The organism is Glutamicibacter soli (assembly GCF_052322135.1).
Taxonomy (GTDB): Bacteria; Actinomycetota; Actinomycetes; order Actinomycetales; family Micrococcaceae; genus Glutamicibacter; species Glutamicibacter soli.
Map to the genome: position 1 here is coordinate 276,424 of NZ_CM125969.1, position 19,306 is coordinate 295,729.

Consider the following 19,306-nt stretch of genomic DNA (forward strand, 5'->3'; position numbering starts at 1 on the left):
TGCTCCTTGTTCGTCCTGGTTCCTCCCGCAGCGCCGAGGGCGGGAGCGTGGGAAACCGTACAAGGTGAGAACGAGATAGAGCCCGCTCCGGTTCAGCATCCCGCAAGCTTTTTTGCGCGGGCAGCCAGTGGCTTGGAACGCTGTGCCCCGTCCGCAGGCCGGACGGGGCGCAGGAGCGGCGCAGCGGGCGGCGCCCGCCGGGCTACTTGGCCGGCTTCACCACCATCGCGGAGCCGCCGCCGCGGCGCACTGGTTCGGCCGCCGCGGTGAGCTTGCCGTGGGAGTCGACCTCCACGGCCGCTACCGCGCCGATTTCAGCCTGCGGGGTGAACGAGTCCCCGGCAGGGGTCAGCTTGTGGCCGAAGGCCTCCAGCGCGGAACCGTAGGCGGTGATGAACTCCGGTTCGGCCGTGACCGCCGCGGTATTGCGCTGCGAGGCGCGCGGGGCGGCGATAGCCTGGCCGATGTCCATACCCAGGTCGATGCGGTTGACCAGGGTCTGCAGCACCGTGGTGATGATGGTCGAGCCGCCCGGCGAGCCGATGGCCAGCGCCGGCTGCCCGTCGCGCAGCACGATGGTCGGGGACATCGAGGAACGCGGGCGCTTGCCCGGTTCGATGCGGTTCGGATCCTCGGGGTTGTACACCGTGGAGAAGTCCGTCAGCTCGTTGTTCAGCAGGAAGCCGCGCCCCGGAACCATCATGCCGGACCCGCCGGTCTGCTCGATGGTCAGCGTGTAGGAGACCATGTTGCCCCAGCGGTCCACCACCGACAGGTGCGTGGTGGACACGTTCTCGGTGTCCTGCTCGTCCACCGGTGCGCCGGTTTCCGCCGGGCACAACCCGTCGAAGTTCTCGACGTCCCCGGGAGCCACCGGCTTAACGGCCGCACGGGTCGGATCCAGCGCGCAGGCTCGTTCAGCGCCGAAGAGCTGGCTGGTCAAGGTCCTGGTCGGCACATCCACGAACGCCGGGTCGCCGACGAACTTGCCGCGGTCGGCATAGGCCAGTGCGGTGGCTTCCAGGTAGTGGTGCAGCGCGGACGGGGTCTGCATGGAGGACAGGTCGAACTGCTCCAGGATGTTCAGCGATTCGCCGATGGTGGTGCCGCCGCTGGAGGACGGGGCCATGCCGAAGACCTCGAGCCCGCGGTACTCGACCTTGGTCGGCGCCTGCTCCACCACGGCGTAGTCGGCCAGGTCCTTTGCGGTGATGAAGCCGGCCGGCACCGGCAGGTCGGTGTCCGCGTTCTTGGGCGGCGCGGTGACGGTGTCAGCGATCTCCTGCGCAAGCTCTCCTTGGTAGAAGGCCTTCGGCCCGCTCTTGGCCAGCAGCCGGTAGGTGGCCGCCAGGTCGTGGTTCTTGAAGATGCTGCCGACCTTCGGGGCGTCCCCGCCGGGCAGGTAGAGCTCGCTGGTGTCGGGGAACGCCTCGAAGCGCTTCTTGTTGTCCAGCGTCTGTTCACGGAAGGTCGTATCCACCACGAACCCGCGCGACGCGGTCTGGATGGCGGGGTGCAGCACCTTCTTCAGGTCCTGGGTGCCCCAGTTGTCCAGCGCCCGCTGCCAGGTGGCAAGGGTTCCCGGAACGCCGACCGCGGCGCCGCTGGTGACCAGCTCGGGGGTGAAGTTGTAGGGTTTGCCGGTGGCCGGGTCGATGAACGCATCGTGCGGCATGGCCGCCGGGGCGGTCTCGCGCCCGTCGATGGTGCTGACCTTGCCGGTTTTGGCGTTGTAGTACATGAAATATCCGCCGCCGCCGATGCCGGCGCTATAGGGTTCGGTAACGCCCAGGGCCGCCGCAGTGGCGACCGCCGCGTCCACGGCGTTGCCGCCCTTGCGCAGGATCTCGATTCCCGCTGCGGAGGCCTGGGGGTCCACGGAGGCGACGGCGCCTCCGCTGCCCTGGGCGATGGGGTCCTTCTCGGTCTGTCTGGGATCGGCGCTCGCCGGTACTGCGGATGCTGCTCCCAGTCCTAGGGCCAGCGCTGCGGCGCAGGCAAGGGCCCGGATACGTGGTCGTGACATACCTGAATCTCCTCAGAAGATGGGGATGAAGTATGCGCCAATGTACGGGACAAACATCATTCCAGCGCCGCGTGACACGCGCCACATGCTGATTTCGGCCGATTATTAAACCGGCCGCGGGCATGGAAACGCCCGGGCGCACGCAACGCTGCGTGCCCCCCGGGGCGTCCTGCCGGCCTGTGCTTCGGCTACTTGATCGGGGTGCCGGCGGCATCCAGCACCCACCAGACGTCTTTCACGCCCTGGCCTGCGGTGTCGCCGGCCTTCTTGTCGCCGGCGAAGTAGTACAGCGGCCACCCGTCCAGCGTCAGCTGGCTTTCGCCGTTCACCCCGGTAATGGTGCCGGTCTTGCCGGTGACCCCGTCAACCGTGACATCGGTTCCGCCCGGGACCGCTGGCCACTGGTCTTCGCAGGGTCCGGTGCAGGCCGAGAAATCGGCGCCCTGGGTGTCCTTGTCGAACTGGTACACCGTCATGCCCTTGCCATCGACCACGATCTTGCCCAGCGAGGAGTCGGCGAGCGCCAGGGACGCGGCACCCATGTCGCCGCTCGGGCTGCTTTCCGCCGGGGCGGAGGACGCGGCGCTGGACTGGGCGTCGGCGGAGGGGGAAGCGGTATCGGTGGATCCCGAGTCGTTCGCGCATCCGGTCAGGGCGAATGCCAGGGCCGCGATGGCTGAGGTTGCTGCGCACCAGGACTTCAGTGACGATTTCATGAGCTGTGCCTTTCTCGTGGTGTCCGCGTGAGCGGCTTGCCTGCTACACGAGGCGCAGCCCGTCCCGGTTCACTGATCCAGCAAATTCTTGTCCATCGGCGACTGCAGGACCGTCAGCCCGGCCAGGGTCTTCACCGTCACCTCGGCGATCTGGTCGACCGGCAGCGAGGTGGCGGCCTGGAGGGTGATCTCCTTGCCGGGCACTGCCTTCCACGTGGCGACCTGCATGGTGCTTCCCTTGGTGTCGGTCACCAGCAGCGCGTAGGACCACGGGCCGTTGGCGTCGCCGAATTCGTAGCCTGCGGGATAGTCGCAGTCGATGTTCAGCCGGGTGCCCCACGCCACCGACTCGAAGCCGACGTCGGCGCTCAGCGACTGCCCGGCAACCTGCTGCAGGGCAAGCACCGGTCCGGGCGCGGCAGGGCGCAGCAGGAACGGCAGGCCGATGCCCAGGATCACGGCGACGGCGGCCGCGGCCAGCAGGAACATGCGGGTGCCGCGGCGCCGGCGCGCGGAGGCCGCGCGCCGGGCGGTCTTCTCGAACAGGTCCGCCGGGGGCTGCGGCACCAGGGCCGTCACCTCTTCCGGGTCGTGCGCGCGCGAGAGCAAGCCCGGCAGCGCGCTGAGCTCGGATACGGCGCCCTGGCAGCGTTCGCAGTTCTCCAAGTGCTCTTCGAACAGCCGGCGGTCGGCCGGCTCCAGCGCGCCCAGCACATAGGCGGCATCCCATTGGGCGAACTTCTCATGCTCGCTCATCGTGTTACTCCCCGTTCCTGGAGGGCCAGCTTCAAGGCCCTCATCCCATAATGCAGCCGGGACTTCACGGTTCCGTCCGCGATGCCCAATTCCGTTGCGATCTGCTGCGTGCTGTAGGCGCCGTAGTAGGCCAGCACCACCACCTGCCGGTGCGGTTCGCTGAGCGCAGCGAGCGCGTCATGAATGAGGATCTCGTCGAAAATCTGGTCGGCGTGATCCGCGGCGGGCTGATCAGGCAGCCGTTCGATGCTGCGTTCATGCCGTGAGCGTGCGCTGCGGGACTGGTCGATCACCAGGTTGCGGGCCACCGTGAACATCCACCCGCGGACCTCTTCCACCGGCTCGTCGAGAATCCGCGGGGAATTCCAGGCTTTGAGCAGGGTCTCCTGGACGATGTCCTCCGCCTGGTACGAGTCTCTGGTCAGCGAGAAGACATAACGCCACAGCGGCTGCGCGAATCTTTCATGCAGCAGCCGCAGGGTGGCGTCATCGCTGGTTGTCACGCGCCCCTTTCGCGGCCAGGATTTTCGGACCTGATTCTCACTCATGCAAGTTACACGAGCCAGCCGGGCTTTTTGTTCACCCCCGGGCCAAGGATATTCGCGCCGGGCCGGTGTGCGCTCGCCGGGACGGGGGCTGCCGGATTCCCGGCGCCTGCCCTAGCTGTCCAGGGCCTGCTTGATGGCCTTGCCCAGCGAGGTGGGTGCGTGGCCGATCAGCCGGGCGAGGTCCGAGCCGTGCACCTCAAGGGCGCCGTCGCGGATACGCACGTCGGTGTCCACCAGGATCTCGGCGTAAACCTTGGGAATTCCGGACTGTTCGTAGATGCCGGCCAGGGTCTGCGGGTCCAGATCCCGGTAGGTGACCTCTTGCCCGGTGGCGGCGCCGAGCGCTCCGGCCAGCTGGCCGAGCGTGAAGGGCTTGTCTCCGCCGAGCTCGTAGATGGTTCCCCCGGCAACCTGCTCATCCAGCAGGACGGCCGCTGCAGCCTCGGCGAAGTCCGCGCGGGTGGCGGCGCTGATTTTTCCCTCGCCCGCCGCGCCGAGGATCACCCCGCTGTTGAGGTAGCCCATGAGCTGGTCCGTGTAGTTCTCGGTGTACCAGCCGTTGCGCAGCAGGACATAGGGGATCCCGGATCCTGCCAGCAGGTCCTCGGTGGCCACGTGTTCGGCGGCCAGCTTCAGCTGGCCGGTGCGCGCGTTGGCGATGGATGTGTAGGCGATCAGCGACACGTCAACACGCCGGGCGGCATTGATGATGTTCTCATGCTGCGGGATCCGGTGGCCCACGTCGCTGCCGGAAATCAGCAGCAGCCTGTCGACGCCTTCGAGGGCCGCGACGAGCGTGTGCGCCGCGTTGTAGTCGGCGGCGCGGGTCTCCACGCCCTTGGCTGCCAAGGCGGCGAGTTTCTGCGGGGACCTGCCGAGCGCGACCAGGCTGCCCGCTGGGGCGCCCCGGGATAACAGCGCATCGATAACGAGGGTGCCGAGTTTTCCGGTAGCTCCGGCGACTGCGATCTTCATGAGTTTCCTCCGTTGACGGTTACCGTTGCCAACGACGTGCCGGCCGAAGGCATTCCCGCGGCCGGTGGCAGGTCGGTGCAGAACTTCCGAAAACCTAGGATGCGGCGCTCAGCTCGCTGGCGCTTGCCTTCAGCAGGTCCTCGAAGATCGCCTTGTTCCACTGGAACCCGCGCTTCGCCTCGTCCAGCACCGCTTCGGCATGCGAGGTGTTCGCCCCGAAAACATCGAGTTTGTCGCGGTAGGAATCCTTGTAGATTTTTGGCTTGTCGATGGCCTCGAACTTCCACATGTTCAATGCTTCATCGGGAATGGAATAGTGGCGGGGTACGAGCTTTCCGATGGCTAGGCCGCCGGACAGGTCTCCCAGGTAGCGCAGGTAGTGGTGGGCGACGAGGCGCGCCGGTTCCGCAGCCGAGGCGCGGATTGCCGCAACGTAGGCCTCGGTGGCCGGCAACGCCGCTGGGATCTCCTTCAACCCGTGGGCCGGCAGCAGGACATCCAGGTCTTTTGCAATCTGCCCACTGCGTTCAAGTGCCGCGTCCAAGATTTCGCCAAGTTCCGGATCCGCGGCAAGCACCCGGACTTCTTCTTCCAACGCACCGTAGATGTAGTGGTACTGGGCAATCAGCAACATGTAGTCGCGTGCCGAGCGTTCCCCGCCCATCAGCGTGGTGATGAAGTCGCTGGATTCTGCGGCGTGGTGATCTTCCTGGGTGACGCTGCGAAGCCGGGCGGAAAACTGTGTTGCGTCGGTGGCGCTCATGTTGCCCGTCTTTCTTAGCGAGATTGGAATGGCGAAATTTTTTATTAAGGCTAACCTAATTTCCGGTTTCAATCGAGGGTTGTTCCATTCTGCAGGAGACGGTGATTTCCGTGTTCACCGGACGGCGGACGCATCGGCTTGGGAAGGGCGGGCCGTGGTCGCTGATATCGCGATTTTGTCCAACCAGCTCCTTCATCCATGGAGCCGCAACAGATCTTGCTTCCTGGTGCCGAGTCAAGAATTTGTCAGAGCTGTCGACAAGAATCGTCACAAGACGCTTTGTGACGTGCAAAATGACTCGTTTCAAGAGCGTTGATAACCGTTGCTGGGTTTCATGACGTTTTACTTACGTCACGCTTGGTCATATTCAACTCCGTGTTCGACACTGAAATTGTTCAAGAAATTGGACACCACACCATCCAGAGCGACTGAGAGACCTGGCTCGTTGACGTCGCAGCAACCACCCGACATCGGGAGCGGTGCTAAGGCCAGGACCGATGGAGATTGCTAGATTTCGCAACGGTCCTTCAAGGGGAGATCTCTGCCTTCCCTCGAACTCGCTACAAGCGGATCGTTGAACATCAGGCGTAATCCTCGGGTCCAACACCGAGAGGAACACACGAAGATGCGTACTTCGCACCTGAGCTTGAAAGCAGCGGCCCTTGTCACCGTCCTAGGCCTGACGCTGACTGCCTGCGGCGGAAACTCGACAACTGCCGCCCCAGCGGAAGGCGCCCCGACCGCCTCCGGCGAACCGGTTGAAGGCGGCACCTTCACCTTCGCCGAGGTCACCCCGATCAACAACTGGCAGACCCAGGCAGCGCGCTTCTACGAGAAGGCCAACGTGCTGAACTCGGTCCTTGACCGCCTGACCTACTTCGACGTTGAATCCGGCAAGCTGGTGGGCTGGATTGCCAAGGATTTCAAGGCGAACAAGGAGCAGACGGAATTCACCTTCACCATTCGCGACGGAGTGACTTTTTCGGATGGATCCGCGCTTAATGCCGAAGCGGTCAAGCTGAATCTTGACGCGCTGGGTCTGGGCATCAAGGATGCACAGATCGCTCCAAACGTGGACTTCGGCGCCTACAAATCGGCCGAGGTCGTGGGGGAGAACCAGGTGAAGGTGACGCTGAAGCGTCCCGATGCCAACTTCCTGCGCGCTACTTCTTCGGTCGCCGCAGGCCTGGTCTCCCCGAAGACCTTGAAGCTGGACAATGCAGGCCAGTCAGCCATCGCCAAGATCGTCGGTTCCGGCCCGTTTGTCTTCGAATCGGAAAAGCCGGACGAAGAAGTGGTGTTCACCAGCCGCGACGACTACGCCTGGGCCCCGGAAACCGCCCCGAACCAGGGCGACGCATACCTTGACTCCCTCGTGGTCAAGTACCTGCCTGAAGTCGCAAGCCGCGCCGGCGCCGCCCAGTCGGGCCAGGTCGACCTGGTCCGAGGTCTGCAGCCGGTGGACGAGCAGGTACTGGCAGCCAACGGCGGCCAGGTCTTCGCCGCGCAGGGAGTGGACCTGACCACGAACCAGGCAGCAGTGCGCATCGGCTCCGGCAAGCTGGCGGACGCCAAGGTCCGCCAGGCGCTGCAGGTCGGAATCGACCGCCAAGCCATCAAGGACACTGTGCTGTCCGACAGCTACGTCGTGGCGGGATCGATCTTGAACCACAAGGCCCCGGGTTTCGTCGACCTGTCCTCTGAAATCGCCTACAACCCGGAGAAATCAAAGCAGCTCCTGGACGAAGCAGGCTGGAAGGTCGGCGCCGACGGCATCCGTGAGAAGGACGGCGAAAAGCTGGAAATCACGGTGGCCACCTCGAACAACTCGGTTGTCATCAAGCCGGCCTTCGAATTGATCGAGCAGCAGTGGCGCGACCTTGGCGTGAAGCTGGTCAACCGCGCGGCCGACAACACCTTCCTGGTCAACGCACTGGTCGACGACAAGGTCGAATTCTTCGGCACCCGCCAGTTCGCCCTCGGCGGCCTCGGCCCGGTGTACGCGCCGGCCAACAATACCCAGACCCTGAACTCCGACGAGGAACTGAACAAGCTCTTCGCCAAGGAACAGGCGGCAACCAGCGAAGAAGAGCATCTGAAGCTGGTCGAGGAAGAACAGCGTGCACTGGTGCTGGACAAGGCCCTGACGCTCGTACTGTGGGACGAGGTCCAGGTCTACGGCGCGAACGAGTCAGCCCACGTCGAGTTCACCTCCGGTACCGCCCCGATCTTCCAGGGCGCTTGGAAGAGCGAAGGCTAGGAGTCGAAGCCATGGGCGGATACATTGCCAAGCGCGTAGGCCAGGCCCTGCTGGTGATCTGGCTTGCCTACACCGCGGTATTCATCGCAGTTCAGTCGCTTCCCAACGACCCGGTGACGATTTTCCTGAACTCGGACTCGGCAGCTGATCCGGCGACTATCGCGCAGATGAAGGAGTACTACGGGTACGACCAACCGGTCATTGTCCAGTACTTCTCCCAGCTACTCGGTCTGCTGCGTGGAGATCTGGGATACTCCCTGTCCAGCGGCTCTGAAGTATCCGCCCGCATCGGCGAAGTCGCCGGTTCAACGTTGGTGCTGGCAGGCTCGGCCTTCGTTGTCGCGGTCGTTTTCGCTGTGGCGCTCACGGCCGCGGCCAGCCTGGCCCGCGGCGCCAAGCTGCGCAACCTGCTGCTGAATCTTCCGCCGCTCATGGTTTCCATCCCGGTCTTCTGGCTTGGGCTGGTGCTGCTGCAGCTGCTGGCGGTCCAGCTCGGCGTGATGTCGCTGTTCCCGGACGATTCGTTCCTCTCTCTGGCGGTGCCGATTTTCGTGCTGGCGGTGCATTTGAGCGCACCCATCGCCCAGGTGCTCATCAAGAGCGTGCAGGAAGTCAACACCCAGCCATTCGTGGACGTGCTGCGGGCCAAGGGCGCCAGCGAATCGTGGATTTTCTACCGCCATACGCTGAAGAACGCCGCGCCCGCCGCGCTGTCCATTGCCGGCATCACCATCGGAACGCTGCTTGCCGGGTCGGTGATCACCGAAACCGTTTTCGCCCGTGCAGGGTTGGGCCAGCTGATTCTCCAGTCGGTCACCGTCCAGGACATCCCGCTGGTCCAGGGGCTGGTCCTGCTGACCGCCGTCGTGTTCACAACAGTCAACCTGCTGGTTGACCTCATCCATCCGAAGCTCGATCCGCGTATCATCACCGCCCGCTCCGGTTCGCCCCGCGCGCTTGCGGCCTAGGGAAGGAAAAGTCCATGAGCCTTCTGGCAGACAACGTCGATACGACCGCCGCACCCCTGGCCGCTTCCGAACAGCCGGTTGCGCGGACCTCGGGATCCTCCGCGGCGCGGCGCCGGCTGGCGCGGTGGTGGGTCCTGGTTCCGCTGGCCATCGTGCTGTTGTGGGCCTTGGTTCCCTCGCTGTTCACCGGCCACGACCCGATCACCGGAGTGCCGGCGGACAAGCTCCTGGCTCCAAGCTCCGAGCACCTGTTCGGCACCGATCACCTGGGACGCGATGTCTTCTCCCGAGTTGTGTACGGAACCCGGCAGACGCTGCTCACCGCGGGGCTTGCCTGCCTGATCGGCAGCATTGTCGGTTCGATCCTCGGGCTGCTTGCCGGAACCGCCGGCAGGTTTGCCGATAGCGCAGCCATGCGCCTGGTGGATGTCATCCTGGCAGTCCCGGCGTTCCTGATCGCCCTGATCCTGGTGACAGCGACCGAACCCGGCCCGCTGTCGCTGGGACTCGGTGTCGGCATCGCTTCCATTGCGGCCTTCGCACGGCTGGTGCGCACCGAGGTGCTCCGGGTCCGTTCCCGGGACTTCGTGCAGGCCGCGCTGATGAGCGGGGGCGGATACTTCACCGTTCTGCGCCGACATATCATTCCACACGTGATCGGGCCAGTGCTCTCGCTGCTGGCCGTTGACCTCGGCGCGGCAATCCTGGCGATCTCGGGGCTCGGTTTCCTCGGCTTCGGTTCCCCGCCGCCGACCCCGGAGTGGGGTCTGCTGATCTCCGAGGGACGGCAGTACCTTTCTGTCGCCTGGTGGCTCACCACCCTTCCCGGCCTGGTCATCGTTGCCGCAGTGATGCTGATGGCCACCTTGGGGCGAGCCGTCAACAAAGCCTTCCGCTTCTAGCGCCGTACCCGGTTGAAAGGAGAGATCCATGAATGCCCCACAGAATACCGCCAATCCGGTGATCCGGATTGAAGACCTCACGGTTCAGTACGCGCAGGGAACCATCGCCGCGGACAACATCAACCTCCAGATTCCCGGCGGGCAGATCGTTGCCATCGTCGGCGAATCCGGCTCCGGCAAGTCGACGCTGACCAAGTCCCTGATCGGTTTGCTGCCCCAGGGCACCAAAAGCACCGGCAGCGTGCGCTTTGGCGGCACCGAAGTGACCACGTTGAACGTGCACGAATGGCGCAAGATCCGCGGGGCAGGCATCGGGCTGGTGCCGCAGGACCCGGGCGCCTCCCTGGACCCGGTGAAGACCATCGGCTCCCAGGTGATCGAGGTGTTCAGGCTGCACCCCAGCCGTTCGGTCCCCAAAGCCCAATGGCGTTCCAAGGCGATCGAGCTGCTGGAAAGCGTGGGCATTGACCGCGCCGAAAGCAGGATGTCGCAGTACCCGCATGAGCTGTCAGGCGGGTTGAAGCAGCGTGTACTGATCGCCATTGCGTTCGCACTGAACCCGAAGCTGCTCATCGCCGATGAGCCTACGAGCGCGCTGGATGTCACCGTGCAGCGGACCGTGCTGGAGATCTTCGTGTCGCTGGCACGCAAAAACGGAACCACCGTGCTGTTCGTGACCCACGACCTGGCCGTCGCCACGGATATCGCCGACCGCGTCCTGGTCATGAACTCCGGGCGCATCCTCGAAGACCGGAGCGTGGCGGAATTGGTCTCCCAGAGCATCGACCCGTATACCAAGGCGCTGCTTGACCAGGCCTACGCCACCGCGAACCAGCAGGACACGCGGAGCACCGATGACCTGGCGATCTCGGTCGCGAACCTCGGCAAGGTTTTCGGCAAGGGGACTGCGGCCCATACTGCGGTGTCTTCCGTGTCCTTCGACGTCGCCCGGGGGACCACGTTCTCTCTGGTCGGCGAATCCGGCTCGGGAAAATCCACCACCGCGAAAATCATCATGGGCCTGCTCGAAGCCAGCAACGGCAGCGCGCGAGTCAACGGCAACGAGGTGACCGGCATCGGAGGAAAGCAGCGCTACGCGCTGTGGCGCGAAGCCCAGCTGGTCTACCAGAACCCGGACTCCGCGCTGGATCCCCGGCAGCGGGTCGAAGCGATCATCGCCGAGCCAATGGTCAACTACCGCCTGGGCGACGCGGCCTGGCGTCGCGCTCGCGTGGCCCAGCTCATGGAACAGGTCAATCTGGGTGCGGAGCTTGCCTCCAAGCGGCCCGGCGAACTGTCGGGCGGCCAGCGGCAGCGGGTGGCCATCGCCCGGGCACTGGCAAGCGGCGCTAAGATCCTGGTGCTCGACGAGGCGCTGAGCGCACTGGACGTCCTGACGCAGGAACAAATCCTGGAACTGCTCGATACGCTGCAGCGCGAGAAAAACCTCACCTACCTGTTCATCTCCCACGACCTGCACGTGGTTGAACGCATCAGCCACCAGGTCGGCGTGATGCGCGGCGGCGAACTGGTCGAGGTCGGATCCGTCGCACAGGTCTTCTCCGACCCGCAGCACGAGTACACCCGAACACTGCTGGCAGCGAACCCCGGCCGCGTACTGCGCGAGCTCGCCGAGACGCGCAGCCGCTGAACATCCACGAACCACTTATTTCACTGAATTCCGAAAGAGATACTATGAGCACCGACGCCCTGGAATCGACCCTGACCATTACCGCACCGTACGGCAGCGAAGCCGCCTACCAGCAGCTCTCGGCCCGCTTCAGCGAGGTATTCGCGCGTATCGCCGAAGGCACCCGGGAACGCGAACAGCAGCGCATCCTGCCTTTCGAGCAGGTCCAGTGGCTGAAGGACGCCGGATTCACCACGTTGCGCGTGCCGGCAAGCCACGGCGGGGATCCGGTCAGCCACGAGCATCTTTTCCGCCTGCTCATTGAACTGTCGGCCGCCGACTCCAATGTGTCGCACCTGCTGCGCAGCCACTTCTCCTTCGTGGAAACCATTGCGCTGCAGCCGCAGGAATTCCAGGATCGCTGGTTCCCGCGTGTGCTCGCCGGGGAGATTTTCGGCAATGCCGCCACCGAGCGCGGCGGCAACGCGCTGGGCAGCACCAACACCAAGCTCGTCAAGACCGATGCCGGGTGGGTGCTGCGCGGCGAGAAGTACTACACCACCGGCTCGATCTTCGCCGACTGGGTAGTTGTCATGGCGACCACGGACGGCGTTGAGGGGCGCCAGTACGCGGTGGTCGACCGCCATGCCCAGGGCGTTGAGATCCTCGACGACTGGGACGGCTTCGGCCAGCCGCTGACCGGCACCGGCACCGCGATCTTCACCGACGTCGCGGTGGACGAGCAGAACATCATCCAGCGCAAGGTGGCCTCCACCCTGGAGCCCGCGTTCTTCCAGCTGTGCCTGCTTTCGGTGCTGGTCGGCATCGGCAAGGCGGCCCGCAACGAAGCCGCCCGCATTGTGGCCACCCGCACCCGTACCTTCAACACCGGCTCCGGCGCGCTGTTCAAGGACGACCCGCAGATCCAGGAGCTCGTGGGACGCCTGGCCTCCAACGTGTTCGCCGCGGAATCGATCGTGGTGTCGGCGGCCCGCGACCTGGACGCCGCGCTGGACCCGAGCCTCGGACTGGATGCGGAGGCCTCCTTCCTGCGCGCCGAGCTCGCGGTGCAGCAGGCGCACGTGGCGGCCCCGAAGCTGGTCCTGGACGCCACCAGCGAGCTCTTCGACGTCACCGGCGCCTCGGCGGTCTCCACCTCCAAGTCGCTTGACCGCTTCTGGCGCAATGCCCGCACCGTCGCCACCCACAACCCGGTCGCCTTCAAGGCCCGCTCGGTGGGCGACTACTTCATCAACGGAACCATCCCGATGGGCCTGCACTCGATCGGCGAAGCCAAGGGAGCCAAGTAGCCATGGGAACCTTCGACTCGCGGCCGCGCTTCCTGCTCTCGGCCTTCCTGATGAACACCTCCAGCCACATCCTCGGCGGCATGTGGCGCCACCCTCAGGCCGAGCAGCACAAGTTCAACGAGCTGGCGCTCTGGGTGGAGCTGGCCAAGAAGCTGGAAGACGCCAAGTTCGACAGCCTGTTCTTCGCCGACGTGGTGGGCTTGTACGGCGACCACGAGGGCGGCTGGGCCTCGCTGGTGCGCAAGGGGCTGCAGGTTCCGAGCCAGGACCCGCTGGTGCTGCTCTCCGCGCTGTCCGCCACCACCAGCGACATCGGGCTGGCCATGACCAGCTCGGTGGTGCAGGCGCACCCGTTCCAGTTTGCCCGCCAGGCCTCCACGCTCGACCACCTGTCCAACGGCCGCGTGGCCTGGAACATCGTGACCAGCGTGCTGGAGAACGCGCACCGAAACTTCGGCGGCGACAACCTGGTCGCGCACGACGACCGCTACGCCTGGGCCGAGGAGTACGTGGAAGCCGCCTACAAGCTCTGGGAGGGCTCCTGGGAGGACGATGCGCTCAAGGCAGACAAGGGGTCGGGCATCTACGCCGACCCGGCCCGGGTCAACAAGATCAACCACCGCGGCCAGCTGTACTCGATCGACGGACCGCACCTGGCCCTGCCCAGCGTCCAGCGCACCCCGTTCCTGTTTCAGGCGGGGTCCTCGCCGCGCGGCTCGCAGTTCGCCGCCACCCATGCGGAGGCGACGTTCCTGTTTGCGCCGCACCCGGAATACGTGGCCAAGAAAAACGCCCAGCTGATCGGCAACCTCGAAGCCGCCGGCCGCACCCGCACGGATATCAAGGTCTTCGCAGGGCTCTCCTTCGTGGTCGGTTCCACCGAAGCAGAGGCCAAGGCCCTGGAAGCGGAATACGACCAGTATCTAGACCTGGAGGCCATCGTTGCCCATATTGGGGGAGGCATCGGCGTCGACCTCGGCGGGCTGGACTTGGACACTCCACTGGGCGCGGTGAAGACCGAAGGCGCCCAGGGCGTGCTGGAAGCGGTACTGGCCTCGACCCCGGGACGCAATCCAACCCTGCGCGACCTGGCGAACTACCGGGCCAAGGCCCAGCAGATCGTGGGCACCCCGGAACAGATCGTCGACGAGCTGGAGCGCTGGCAGGATGCCGGGATCGACGGGCTGAACATCATGAACCACGTGCTGCCCGGCTCGTACGACAACTTCATCGAAGGCGTCCTTCCGGAGCTGCGCCGCCGCGGCCTGGCGCAGAGCGAGTATGCGCCGGGAAGCCTGCGGCAAAAGGTCTTCGGGCGCGGGGACAAGCTCCCGGCAAACCATCCGGCAGCCCAGTACCGCGGCGCCTTCACCGAATACTCGGCCGCAAATTCCGAGGCCAGCCTGCAGTACCAGGGCTAGCAACAAAGCTTGGCAGGCAGATCCAACTGGGAGGGGATCTGCCTGCCATTTCCTGATCCGCAGACTTTCACCGGCAACGGCGGTATCGTTGCGCACATGGGCACCAACCACGTAAACGATCCCGCAGTCATCCGGCGACTGCTGACAAATCGAGGCCGCTGGGCAGTTGTCGGCCTGACCAACAATCCGCGGCGCGTCGCGCCTTCGGTCGCACGCTTCCTCCAGGACTCGCTGGGCATGGAAATCATTCCGGTGTCGCTCACCGGGGAGTCGGTATTCGGCCGGAGCGGTTACGAGAAGCTGGCGGAGATCCCGGGCACGATCGACGTCGTGAACTGCTTCGTCAACTCGCAAAAAGTCGGCGAAATCGTAGACCAGGCAATCGCTGTCGGTGCGCGGGCAATCTGGCTCCAACTAGGGGTAATAGACCAGAGCGCGGCACAGAGGGCAGCCGCTGCCGGCTTGGACGTCGTCATGGACACCTGCCCCATGATCGAATTTCCGCGTATTTAGCGACCCGGTATCGTCGGGGCGCCGATAGCCCAGCACGAAGCCGATTCAGGCTGATACCGTTGGCTCCGAAACGTGGATCGTTGAGGGAACCGGGGAGCTCACAATGTCGGGCAATGGATCGTCGCATAGCGACAAGGAACGCACGGAAAATGCCTGGCGGGCCTTGTGCCTGCAGATGCCCCGCGCCTATGAAGACCATCCGTTCGGGCCGGAAACGACAGTCTTCAAGGTCGCCGGCAGGGACCGGGAGAACGGCAAGCTGTTTGCCTTGATCATGCACCTGCACGGCGAACTGCTGCTGAACCTGAAATGCGAACCCGCGCTGGCTGACCAGCAGCGAAGCGAGCACCCGGAGATCACCCCGGGATATCACATGAACAAGAAGCACTGGAATTCGGTGCGAATGGGGCTGGACGAGCAAACCATGCGCGAGCTCATCGAGGACTCCTATGATCTGGTCGTCGACGGAATGCCGAACCGGGACAAGGAAGTCATCCGCCGTTCCTGGTGAATGCCGGCCAAGCCGGCAAGGCAAAAAGTATCGGGAGGGGCGGCTCTCCACCGTATTGGGGGTAAGTGGAGAGCCTCGCTGCCGCACAAATAACTTGGGGGATTATTTGCGCCGCCCCGGCAACAATGGATGGTTGTAAGCGCCATCCTAAATTCAGTCTTGTCAGGATGAATTTGGAATTCAATATACGGCTCAATCATTCACTACCTATATTTGCCCAGGCTGCTACCTGCAAATAGAAACAAGCGGCTCCTGCTTTCGGCATCGCCCGGGCCGGACGCCTCTATCCAAGGCACCGGGCCTGCGGCGCATGGTCCTGCTTCCGGGAATCTGGGGCCTGAGTCCAGGTCGGGGACCGGAGCCTTCGCGGATGCTTGAGGCGAGCCGACGCGGGGCATTGACAGCGCATCGTCGAATGAGAACCATGGATTCATGAGCCTGTTCATTACGTGCCCCGTCCAGAGCATCGAGCGAGCGACTGCGTTCTACACAGCCCTCGGTTGGACGCTGAACTCTGAGATGTCCAGCGAACAGGTCGCCTGTTTCGCGATCTCGGCTGATCAGTATGTCATGCTCGGCAGCCGTGAAATGTATGCGAGTGTCGGAGGCGTGGAAGAACTTATCGCCGGGCCCGATACGCCCTCGAAGGTCACGGTGTCATTCGACCTGGGCAGCCGCGAAGCGGTCGACGAGCTGGTCGAGCGAGCTGGAGCCGCAGGAGGAAAAATCGGCGACACCGATGACTATCCGTTCATGTACCAGCGGCAGTTCGACGACCCGGACGGATACCACTATTCTCCGTTCTGGATGAAGGACGAGGCCGGCCCGACCACTTGAGCCCCTATCTGCCTCATGCCTTCTTGCCAGCCTCCGGAGAAGGTTCTGGCCGGGACCTGTGGACCACGGTTTCGCCAAAGGGACCAAGAATACATGTGCTGAAGGGCCCAAAACGCCGGTGGATCAATAGACTGGAAGCATGTACTTCATCGTTGTTAAATATCAGGTAAAGCCAGAATTCACCGACAGCTTCATGGACCACGTTGCCGAGTTCACCAAGGCCACCCGCGCCGAAGAAGGCAACCTGTGGTTTGACTGGTCGATCAGCGTCGAGGATCCCAACGAGTTCGTGCTCGTCGAGGCATTCCGCGATGACGAAGCCGCTGGCGCCCACGTCAACTCCGCACACTTCGCAGCCGGCCTGGAGTCCATGCGCCCGCTGCTGGTATCCACCCCGAAGATCGTCTCCCGCAAGGTCGACGGCGAGGACTGGGACACCATGGGCGAACTTGTCATCGACTAATTCACTCATTAAGCGTTGAAGGCGCGGACCCCGAACGGGGTCCGCGCCTTCGCTCTACGCAGCTGGTGCGGCGGTCAGCCTAGTGGCTGTTCTTGTTTCCGAAGCGGCGTACCAGCAGCAGGAGGATGCCCAGCAGGACAATGGCACCAGCGGCAATGCCGATCCAGGATGCGCTGAAACCGGTCTGCGCCAGGTCATCACGGTCATTCTGGTTGCCGTTGTCCGTCGGGGTGGCCGAAGCTGTCGGCGTGGCCGAGCTGGTCGGCTCGCCCGACTCGTCAGGAGTCTGTGTCGGGGACGGGCTTGCAGTTGGCGATGCGCTTTCCGAAGGCGTCGGGCTGGCTGGCGGCTCGGCGGCCACCACGGTGAACGTGGTGGAGATGCTTTCGCGCTGCACCTGCGAGATCAGCAGCTCGTAGTCGCCGGCCTCGGTGCCCTCGGCAATCGGCAGTGTGAAGCTGGTGGTTCCCTGCGCATCCGCCGCCGAGATGTCGGTGATTTCCAGCTCCCCGTTGAAGGCCGAGGCGGTGATCTGCGCGCCTTCCTCCAGACCGGAGACGGTGACCTCGATGTCCTGGCCGGCTTCTGCCTCGGTGGCGGAAAGCTCGACCTGGGCCCAGTCGGTGCCGGCGATCATCGCCCGTCCCAGCGGGGCTGGATCGACGACATCGTGGGACTTGAAGTAGTTCACGGTGGCATCTAGATCGATTTGGCCGGAATCCGCATGGTCGGCACCCTCGGCGAAGGCGGTGAAGTTGTCGCCGCCGGCCGCCAGGAACGCATTGGCCGCGACCTGGAAGGTGGCAGTTTCGTCCAGCGGTTCTCCGTTGAAGGTGATCGTCTTGATGTGCTCGCCGCGTGGGGCGTCTTCGACGTAGGTGTAGGAGAGTCCCTCGGAGATGCCCAGATGCAGCTTGGAACGCTCGGAACCCTCCGGCTGCCACTGCTGCTCCAGCGCCTCGCGGATTTGGGCGCCGGTCATTTCGAAGGTGATCAGCGTGTTGGCGAACGGCTGAACGTCTGCGGCGGCCTTGTAGGTCACCGTGCCGTCCTCGCCGTAGAGCAGGTCCGCGCGCAGGCCGCCCGGGTTCATGAACGCGATCTGCGCCGGGGTTCCGGCGAAGTCCTCGTTCGAGGTGGCCCAGAGGTGGATATCAGCTACGGTGTTGCCCAGCGTGGACTCCACGCCGCGGTCGGATCCCGGAATGTCGCCGCCTCGCAGGATATCGGCTGAAATTTCGCCGACCTTCACGTTGCCGACCTCTTCGGAATCCGCCAGCGCCTTATCGACGATGGATTGCACCGTTTCGTTCGCGGTGTAGTTCGGCTGCCAGTCGCCAGCCTCGCCCTCGGTTGCCAGTGGCAGCAGCGAAGGGGTGGAATCCACGACATCTCCGGTGGCGCTGTCGATTTCCAGGGAGACCTTGCCCAGCGTAGTGCCGTACTGGTGGGCCTGGATGACCGGGCGCTCGACGCCGTCAGGGCCCGCGACCATGCAGTCGTAAGCCTGGTGGGTGTGGCCGGAGACAATGGCTTCCACCTGCTCGCTGGCACCGCGCAGCAGCTTGCCGTAGCTGGTGTCCTCCGCTGCGATGGTCTCGCAGGTGTCGCTTTCGGAGCCGTTGTGGGTCAGCAGCACCAGCACGTCGGCTTCGCCGTTGCCTGCATTTCCATCCGACAGCTGCTTCGCGACGCGGTTGACGGCTTCGAGCTCGCTGCCGAAATCAAGGTCTTGGATGCCCGTAGGGGTGACCAGCGACGGGACGTCTTCGGTCACGGTGCCGATGAAGCCGACATTGATGCCGTTGACTTCGCGAATCGCGTATTCGCGCAGGGCTGGGGTCTTGGTGCCCTTCTTATACACATTCGCTCCGAGGGCGAAATCTTCGCCATCCTGTCCCGACGCGGCGGCGTAGCGGTCGACGACGCGCCCACTGAGGTCCGCGAAGCCCTTGTCGAATTCGTGGTTGCCGACCGCGGAAACATCGAGCCCGCCTGTAGCCAGCGCGTCGATGGTCGGGTTGTCGTCCTGCGAAGCCGAGGCGAAGGTCGAGGCTCCGATGTTGTCGCCAGCTGAGACGAACAAGGTGTCCGGGTTTTGCGCGCGCAGTTCGTCGACTGCTCCTGCCAGGACTGCTGCGCCGGCAGAGTCGCTGTTGGGAGCGATGCGCCCGTGGAAATCATTGATGTCCAAGATGTCCAAGGTGAAAGTTTCGGCAGCTGGCGCTGCCACCGTTGCGGCCTGGGCTACCGCGCAACCGGCCGCAACCAAGGATGCGGTAGCCAGGGAAGTCAGCGAAATGTTCTTGATCCGCCTGAGCGCAGGCATAGATTCTCCTCAGAGTTAAGCGTGTGACTTCTCTCATGTTTATCCCATGAAGGTGAACCTGTCGATGCTTGAGCGTAAATTTCACGTATAAAACAGATCTTTTTGTGCAGCAAGAGTCCTGTTCGGTGGGTTGCATCGCTGGAAATGCCGCATGCCCTGCCGAGCCGGCAGGCATGCGATGGAAATGGGGCGCAGGCTTTACCTCTGGCGCCTGCTGCGTGAATCGCCGGCGGTCACGGAGGATGATCCGACGATGCCGCTCAGAAGCAGCATGGCTGCCGCAATGAACATGAGGGTTGACGCGACCCAGCAGGTTGTTGCCAGGGAGCGCTGGGGGTTGTCCAGGGCGAACACGAAAATGCAGACGCTGGCAAGCAA

General features: G+C 64.3%; 17 protein-coding genes and 1 riboswitch. Of the genes, 10 read left to right on the top strand and 7 right to left on the bottom strand.

The window, feature by feature from the left end; all coding sequences use genetic code 11:
- Positions 1–202: 202 nt before the first annotated feature.
- From ggt to ACTX90_RS01415, 6 genes are all read right to left on the bottom strand, one after another.
- Entirely contained in the window at positions 203–2,026 is a 1,824-nt protein-coding gene (ggt, locus tag ACTX90_RS01390) for a gamma-glutamyltransferase (protein WP_443442785.1), read from the bottom strand.
- Positions 2,027–2,214: 188 nt separating this feature from the next.
- Positions 2,215–2,742 carry a COG4315 family predicted lipoprotein gene (locus tag ACTX90_RS01395; protein WP_443442787.1) on the bottom strand — a complete coding sequence of 176 codons (528 nt, stop codon included), beginning with the start codon at positions 2,740–2,742 and terminating at the stop codon, positions 2,215–2,217.
- A gap of 69 nt (positions 2,743–2,811) precedes the next feature.
- Positions 2,812–3,498 carry an anti-sigma factor family protein gene (locus ACTX90_RS01400; protein WP_443442789.1) on the bottom strand — a complete coding sequence of 229 codons (687 nt, stop codon included), beginning with the start codon at positions 3,496–3,498 and terminating at the stop codon, positions 2,812–2,814.
- Positions 3,495–4,001, bottom strand: coding sequence for a sigma-70 family RNA polymerase sigma factor (locus ACTX90_RS01405; RefSeq protein WP_443442791.1), 507 nt, complete (start codon positions 3,999–4,001; stop codon positions 3,495–3,497). Before ACTX90_RS01405 ends, ACTX90_RS01400 begins: the two co-directional genes overlap by 4 nt.
- Positions 4,002–4,157: 156 nt before the next feature.
- On the bottom strand, positions 4,158–5,021 hold the full coding sequence (locus ACTX90_RS01410) for an SDR family oxidoreductase (RefSeq protein ID WP_443442793.1): 864 nt from the start codon (positions 5,019–5,021) through the stop codon (positions 4,158–4,160).
- A 94-nt stretch (positions 5,022–5,115) separates the two neighbouring features.
- On the bottom strand, positions 5,116–5,784 hold the full coding sequence (locus ACTX90_RS01415; protein ID WP_113607589.1) for a biliverdin-producing heme oxygenase: 669 nt from the start codon (positions 5,782–5,784) through the stop codon (positions 5,116–5,118).
- A 412-nt stretch (positions 5,785–6,196) separates the two neighbouring features.
- A riboswitch (SAM riboswitch) is annotated at positions 6,197–6,288 on the top strand.
- A gap of 121 nt (positions 6,289–6,409) precedes the next feature.
- On the opposite strand from ACTX90_RS01415, the gene ACTX90_RS01420 reads away from it, so the two are divergent.
- The 10 genes from ACTX90_RS01420 (at position 6,410) to ACTX90_RS01465 (ending at position 16,599) form a co-directional block, all read left to right on the top strand.
- A complete protein-coding gene (locus ACTX90_RS01420) occupies positions 6,410–8,044 on the top strand; it encodes an ABC transporter substrate-binding protein (protein ID WP_443442795.1) in 1,635 nt (544 codons plus the stop codon).
- A gap of 11 nt (positions 8,045–8,055) precedes the next feature.
- Entirely contained in the window at positions 8,056–9,012 is a 957-nt protein-coding gene (locus tag ACTX90_RS01425; RefSeq protein WP_113607591.1) for an ABC transporter permease, read from the top strand.
- A gap of 14 nt (positions 9,013–9,026) precedes the next feature.
- Positions 9,027–9,914, top strand: coding sequence for an ABC transporter permease (locus ACTX90_RS01430; protein ID WP_113607592.1), 888 nt, complete (start codon positions 9,027–9,029; stop codon positions 9,912–9,914).
- A 28-nt stretch (positions 9,915–9,942) separates the two neighbouring features.
- Positions 9,943–11,565: an ABC transporter ATP-binding protein gene (locus ACTX90_RS01435; RefSeq protein WP_443442798.1), complete on the top strand. Its 1,623-nt coding sequence runs from the start codon at positions 9,943–9,945 to the stop codon at positions 11,563–11,565.
- 44 nt (positions 11,566–11,609) lie between these two features.
- Positions 11,610–12,854, top strand: coding sequence for an acyl-CoA dehydrogenase family protein (locus tag ACTX90_RS01440; RefSeq protein WP_443442799.1), 1,245 nt, complete (start codon positions 11,610–11,612; stop codon positions 12,852–12,854).
- Positions 12,855–12,856: 2 nt separating this feature from the next.
- Positions 12,857–14,275 carry an NtaA/DmoA family FMN-dependent monooxygenase gene (locus tag ACTX90_RS01445; RefSeq protein ID WP_443442801.1) on the top strand — a complete coding sequence of 473 codons (1,419 nt, stop codon included), beginning with the start codon at positions 12,857–12,859 and terminating at the stop codon, positions 14,273–14,275.
- 96 nt (positions 14,276–14,371) lie between these two features.
- Positions 14,372–14,788: a CoA-binding protein gene (locus tag ACTX90_RS01450; RefSeq protein ID WP_424679283.1), complete on the top strand. Its 417-nt coding sequence runs from the start codon at positions 14,372–14,374 to the stop codon at positions 14,786–14,788.
- Positions 14,789–14,891: 103 nt separating this feature from the next.
- A complete protein-coding gene (locus ACTX90_RS01455; protein WP_047118100.1) occupies positions 14,892–15,299 on the top strand; it encodes an MmcQ/YjbR family DNA-binding protein in 408 nt (135 codons plus the stop codon).
- A 432-nt stretch (positions 15,300–15,731) separates the two neighbouring features.
- Positions 15,732–16,136: a VOC family protein gene (locus tag ACTX90_RS01460; protein ID WP_443442802.1), complete on the top strand. Its 405-nt coding sequence runs from the start codon at positions 15,732–15,734 to the stop codon at positions 16,134–16,136.
- A 139-nt stretch (positions 16,137–16,275) separates the two neighbouring features.
- Positions 16,276–16,599, top strand: a complete 324-nt coding sequence (locus tag ACTX90_RS01465) for a putative quinol monooxygenase (protein ID WP_047118098.1) — start codon at positions 16,276–16,278, stop codon at positions 16,597–16,599.
- 79 nt (positions 16,600–16,678) lie between these two features.
- On the opposite strand, the gene ACTX90_RS01470 is transcribed toward ACTX90_RS01465, so the two are convergent.
- The gene (locus ACTX90_RS01470) at positions 16,679–18,928 is read right to left on the bottom strand and encodes a bifunctional metallophosphatase/5'-nucleotidase (RefSeq protein WP_443442804.1); all 2,250 of its coding nucleotides are present in this window, start codon (positions 18,926–18,928) and stop codon (positions 16,679–16,681) included.
- Between the last annotated feature and the right edge of the window lie 378 nt (positions 18,929–19,306).

Coding starts and splice junctions, on each gene's coding strand:
- ggt (WP_443442785.1), bottom strand. CDS start 2,026: ATGTCACGACCACGTATCCGGGCCCTTGCCTGCGCCGCAGCGCTGGCC.
- ACTX90_RS01395 (WP_443442787.1), bottom strand. CDS start 2,742: ATGAAATCGTCACTGAAGTCCTGGTGCGCAGCAACCTCAGCCATCGCG.
- ACTX90_RS01400 (WP_443442789.1), bottom strand. CDS start 3,498: ATGAGCGAGCATGAGAAGTTCGCCCAATGGGATGCCGCCTATGTGCTG.
- ACTX90_RS01410 (WP_443442793.1), bottom strand. CDS start 5,021: ATGAAGATCGCAGTCGCCGGAGCTACCGGAAAACTCGGCACCCTCGTT.
- ACTX90_RS01415 (WP_113607589.1), bottom strand. CDS start 5,784: ATGAGCGCCACCGACGCAACACAGTTTTCCGCCCGGCTTCGCAGCGTC.
- ACTX90_RS01420 (WP_443442795.1), top strand. CDS start 6,410: ATGCGTACTTCGCACCTGAGCTTGAAAGCAGCGGCCCTTGTCACCGTC.
- ACTX90_RS01425 (WP_113607591.1), top strand. CDS start 8,056: ATGGGCGGATACATTGCCAAGCGCGTAGGCCAGGCCCTGCTGGTGATC.
- ACTX90_RS01430 (WP_113607592.1), top strand. CDS start 9,027: ATGAGCCTTCTGGCAGACAACGTCGATACGACCGCCGCACCCCTGGCC.
- ACTX90_RS01435 (WP_443442798.1), top strand. CDS start 9,943: ATGAATGCCCCACAGAATACCGCCAATCCGGTGATCCGGATTGAAGAC.
- ACTX90_RS01440 (WP_443442799.1), top strand. CDS start 11,610: ATGAGCACCGACGCCCTGGAATCGACCCTGACCATTACCGCACCGTAC.
- ACTX90_RS01445 (WP_443442801.1), top strand. CDS start 12,857: ATGGGAACCTTCGACTCGCGGCCGCGCTTCCTGCTCTCGGCCTTCCTG.
- ACTX90_RS01450 (WP_424679283.1), top strand. CDS start 14,372: ATGGGCACCAACCACGTAAACGATCCCGCAGTCATCCGGCGACTGCTG.
- ACTX90_RS01455 (WP_047118100.1), top strand. CDS start 14,892: ATGTCGGGCAATGGATCGTCGCATAGCGACAAGGAACGCACGGAAAAT.
- ACTX90_RS01460 (WP_443442802.1), top strand. CDS start 15,732: ATGAGCCTGTTCATTACGTGCCCCGTCCAGAGCATCGAGCGAGCGACT.
- ACTX90_RS01465 (WP_047118098.1), top strand. CDS start 16,276: ATGTACTTCATCGTTGTTAAATATCAGGTAAAGCCAGAATTCACCGAC.
- ACTX90_RS01470 (WP_443442804.1), bottom strand. CDS start 18,928: ATGCCTGCGCTCAGGCGGATCAAGAACATTTCGCTGACTTCCCTGGCT.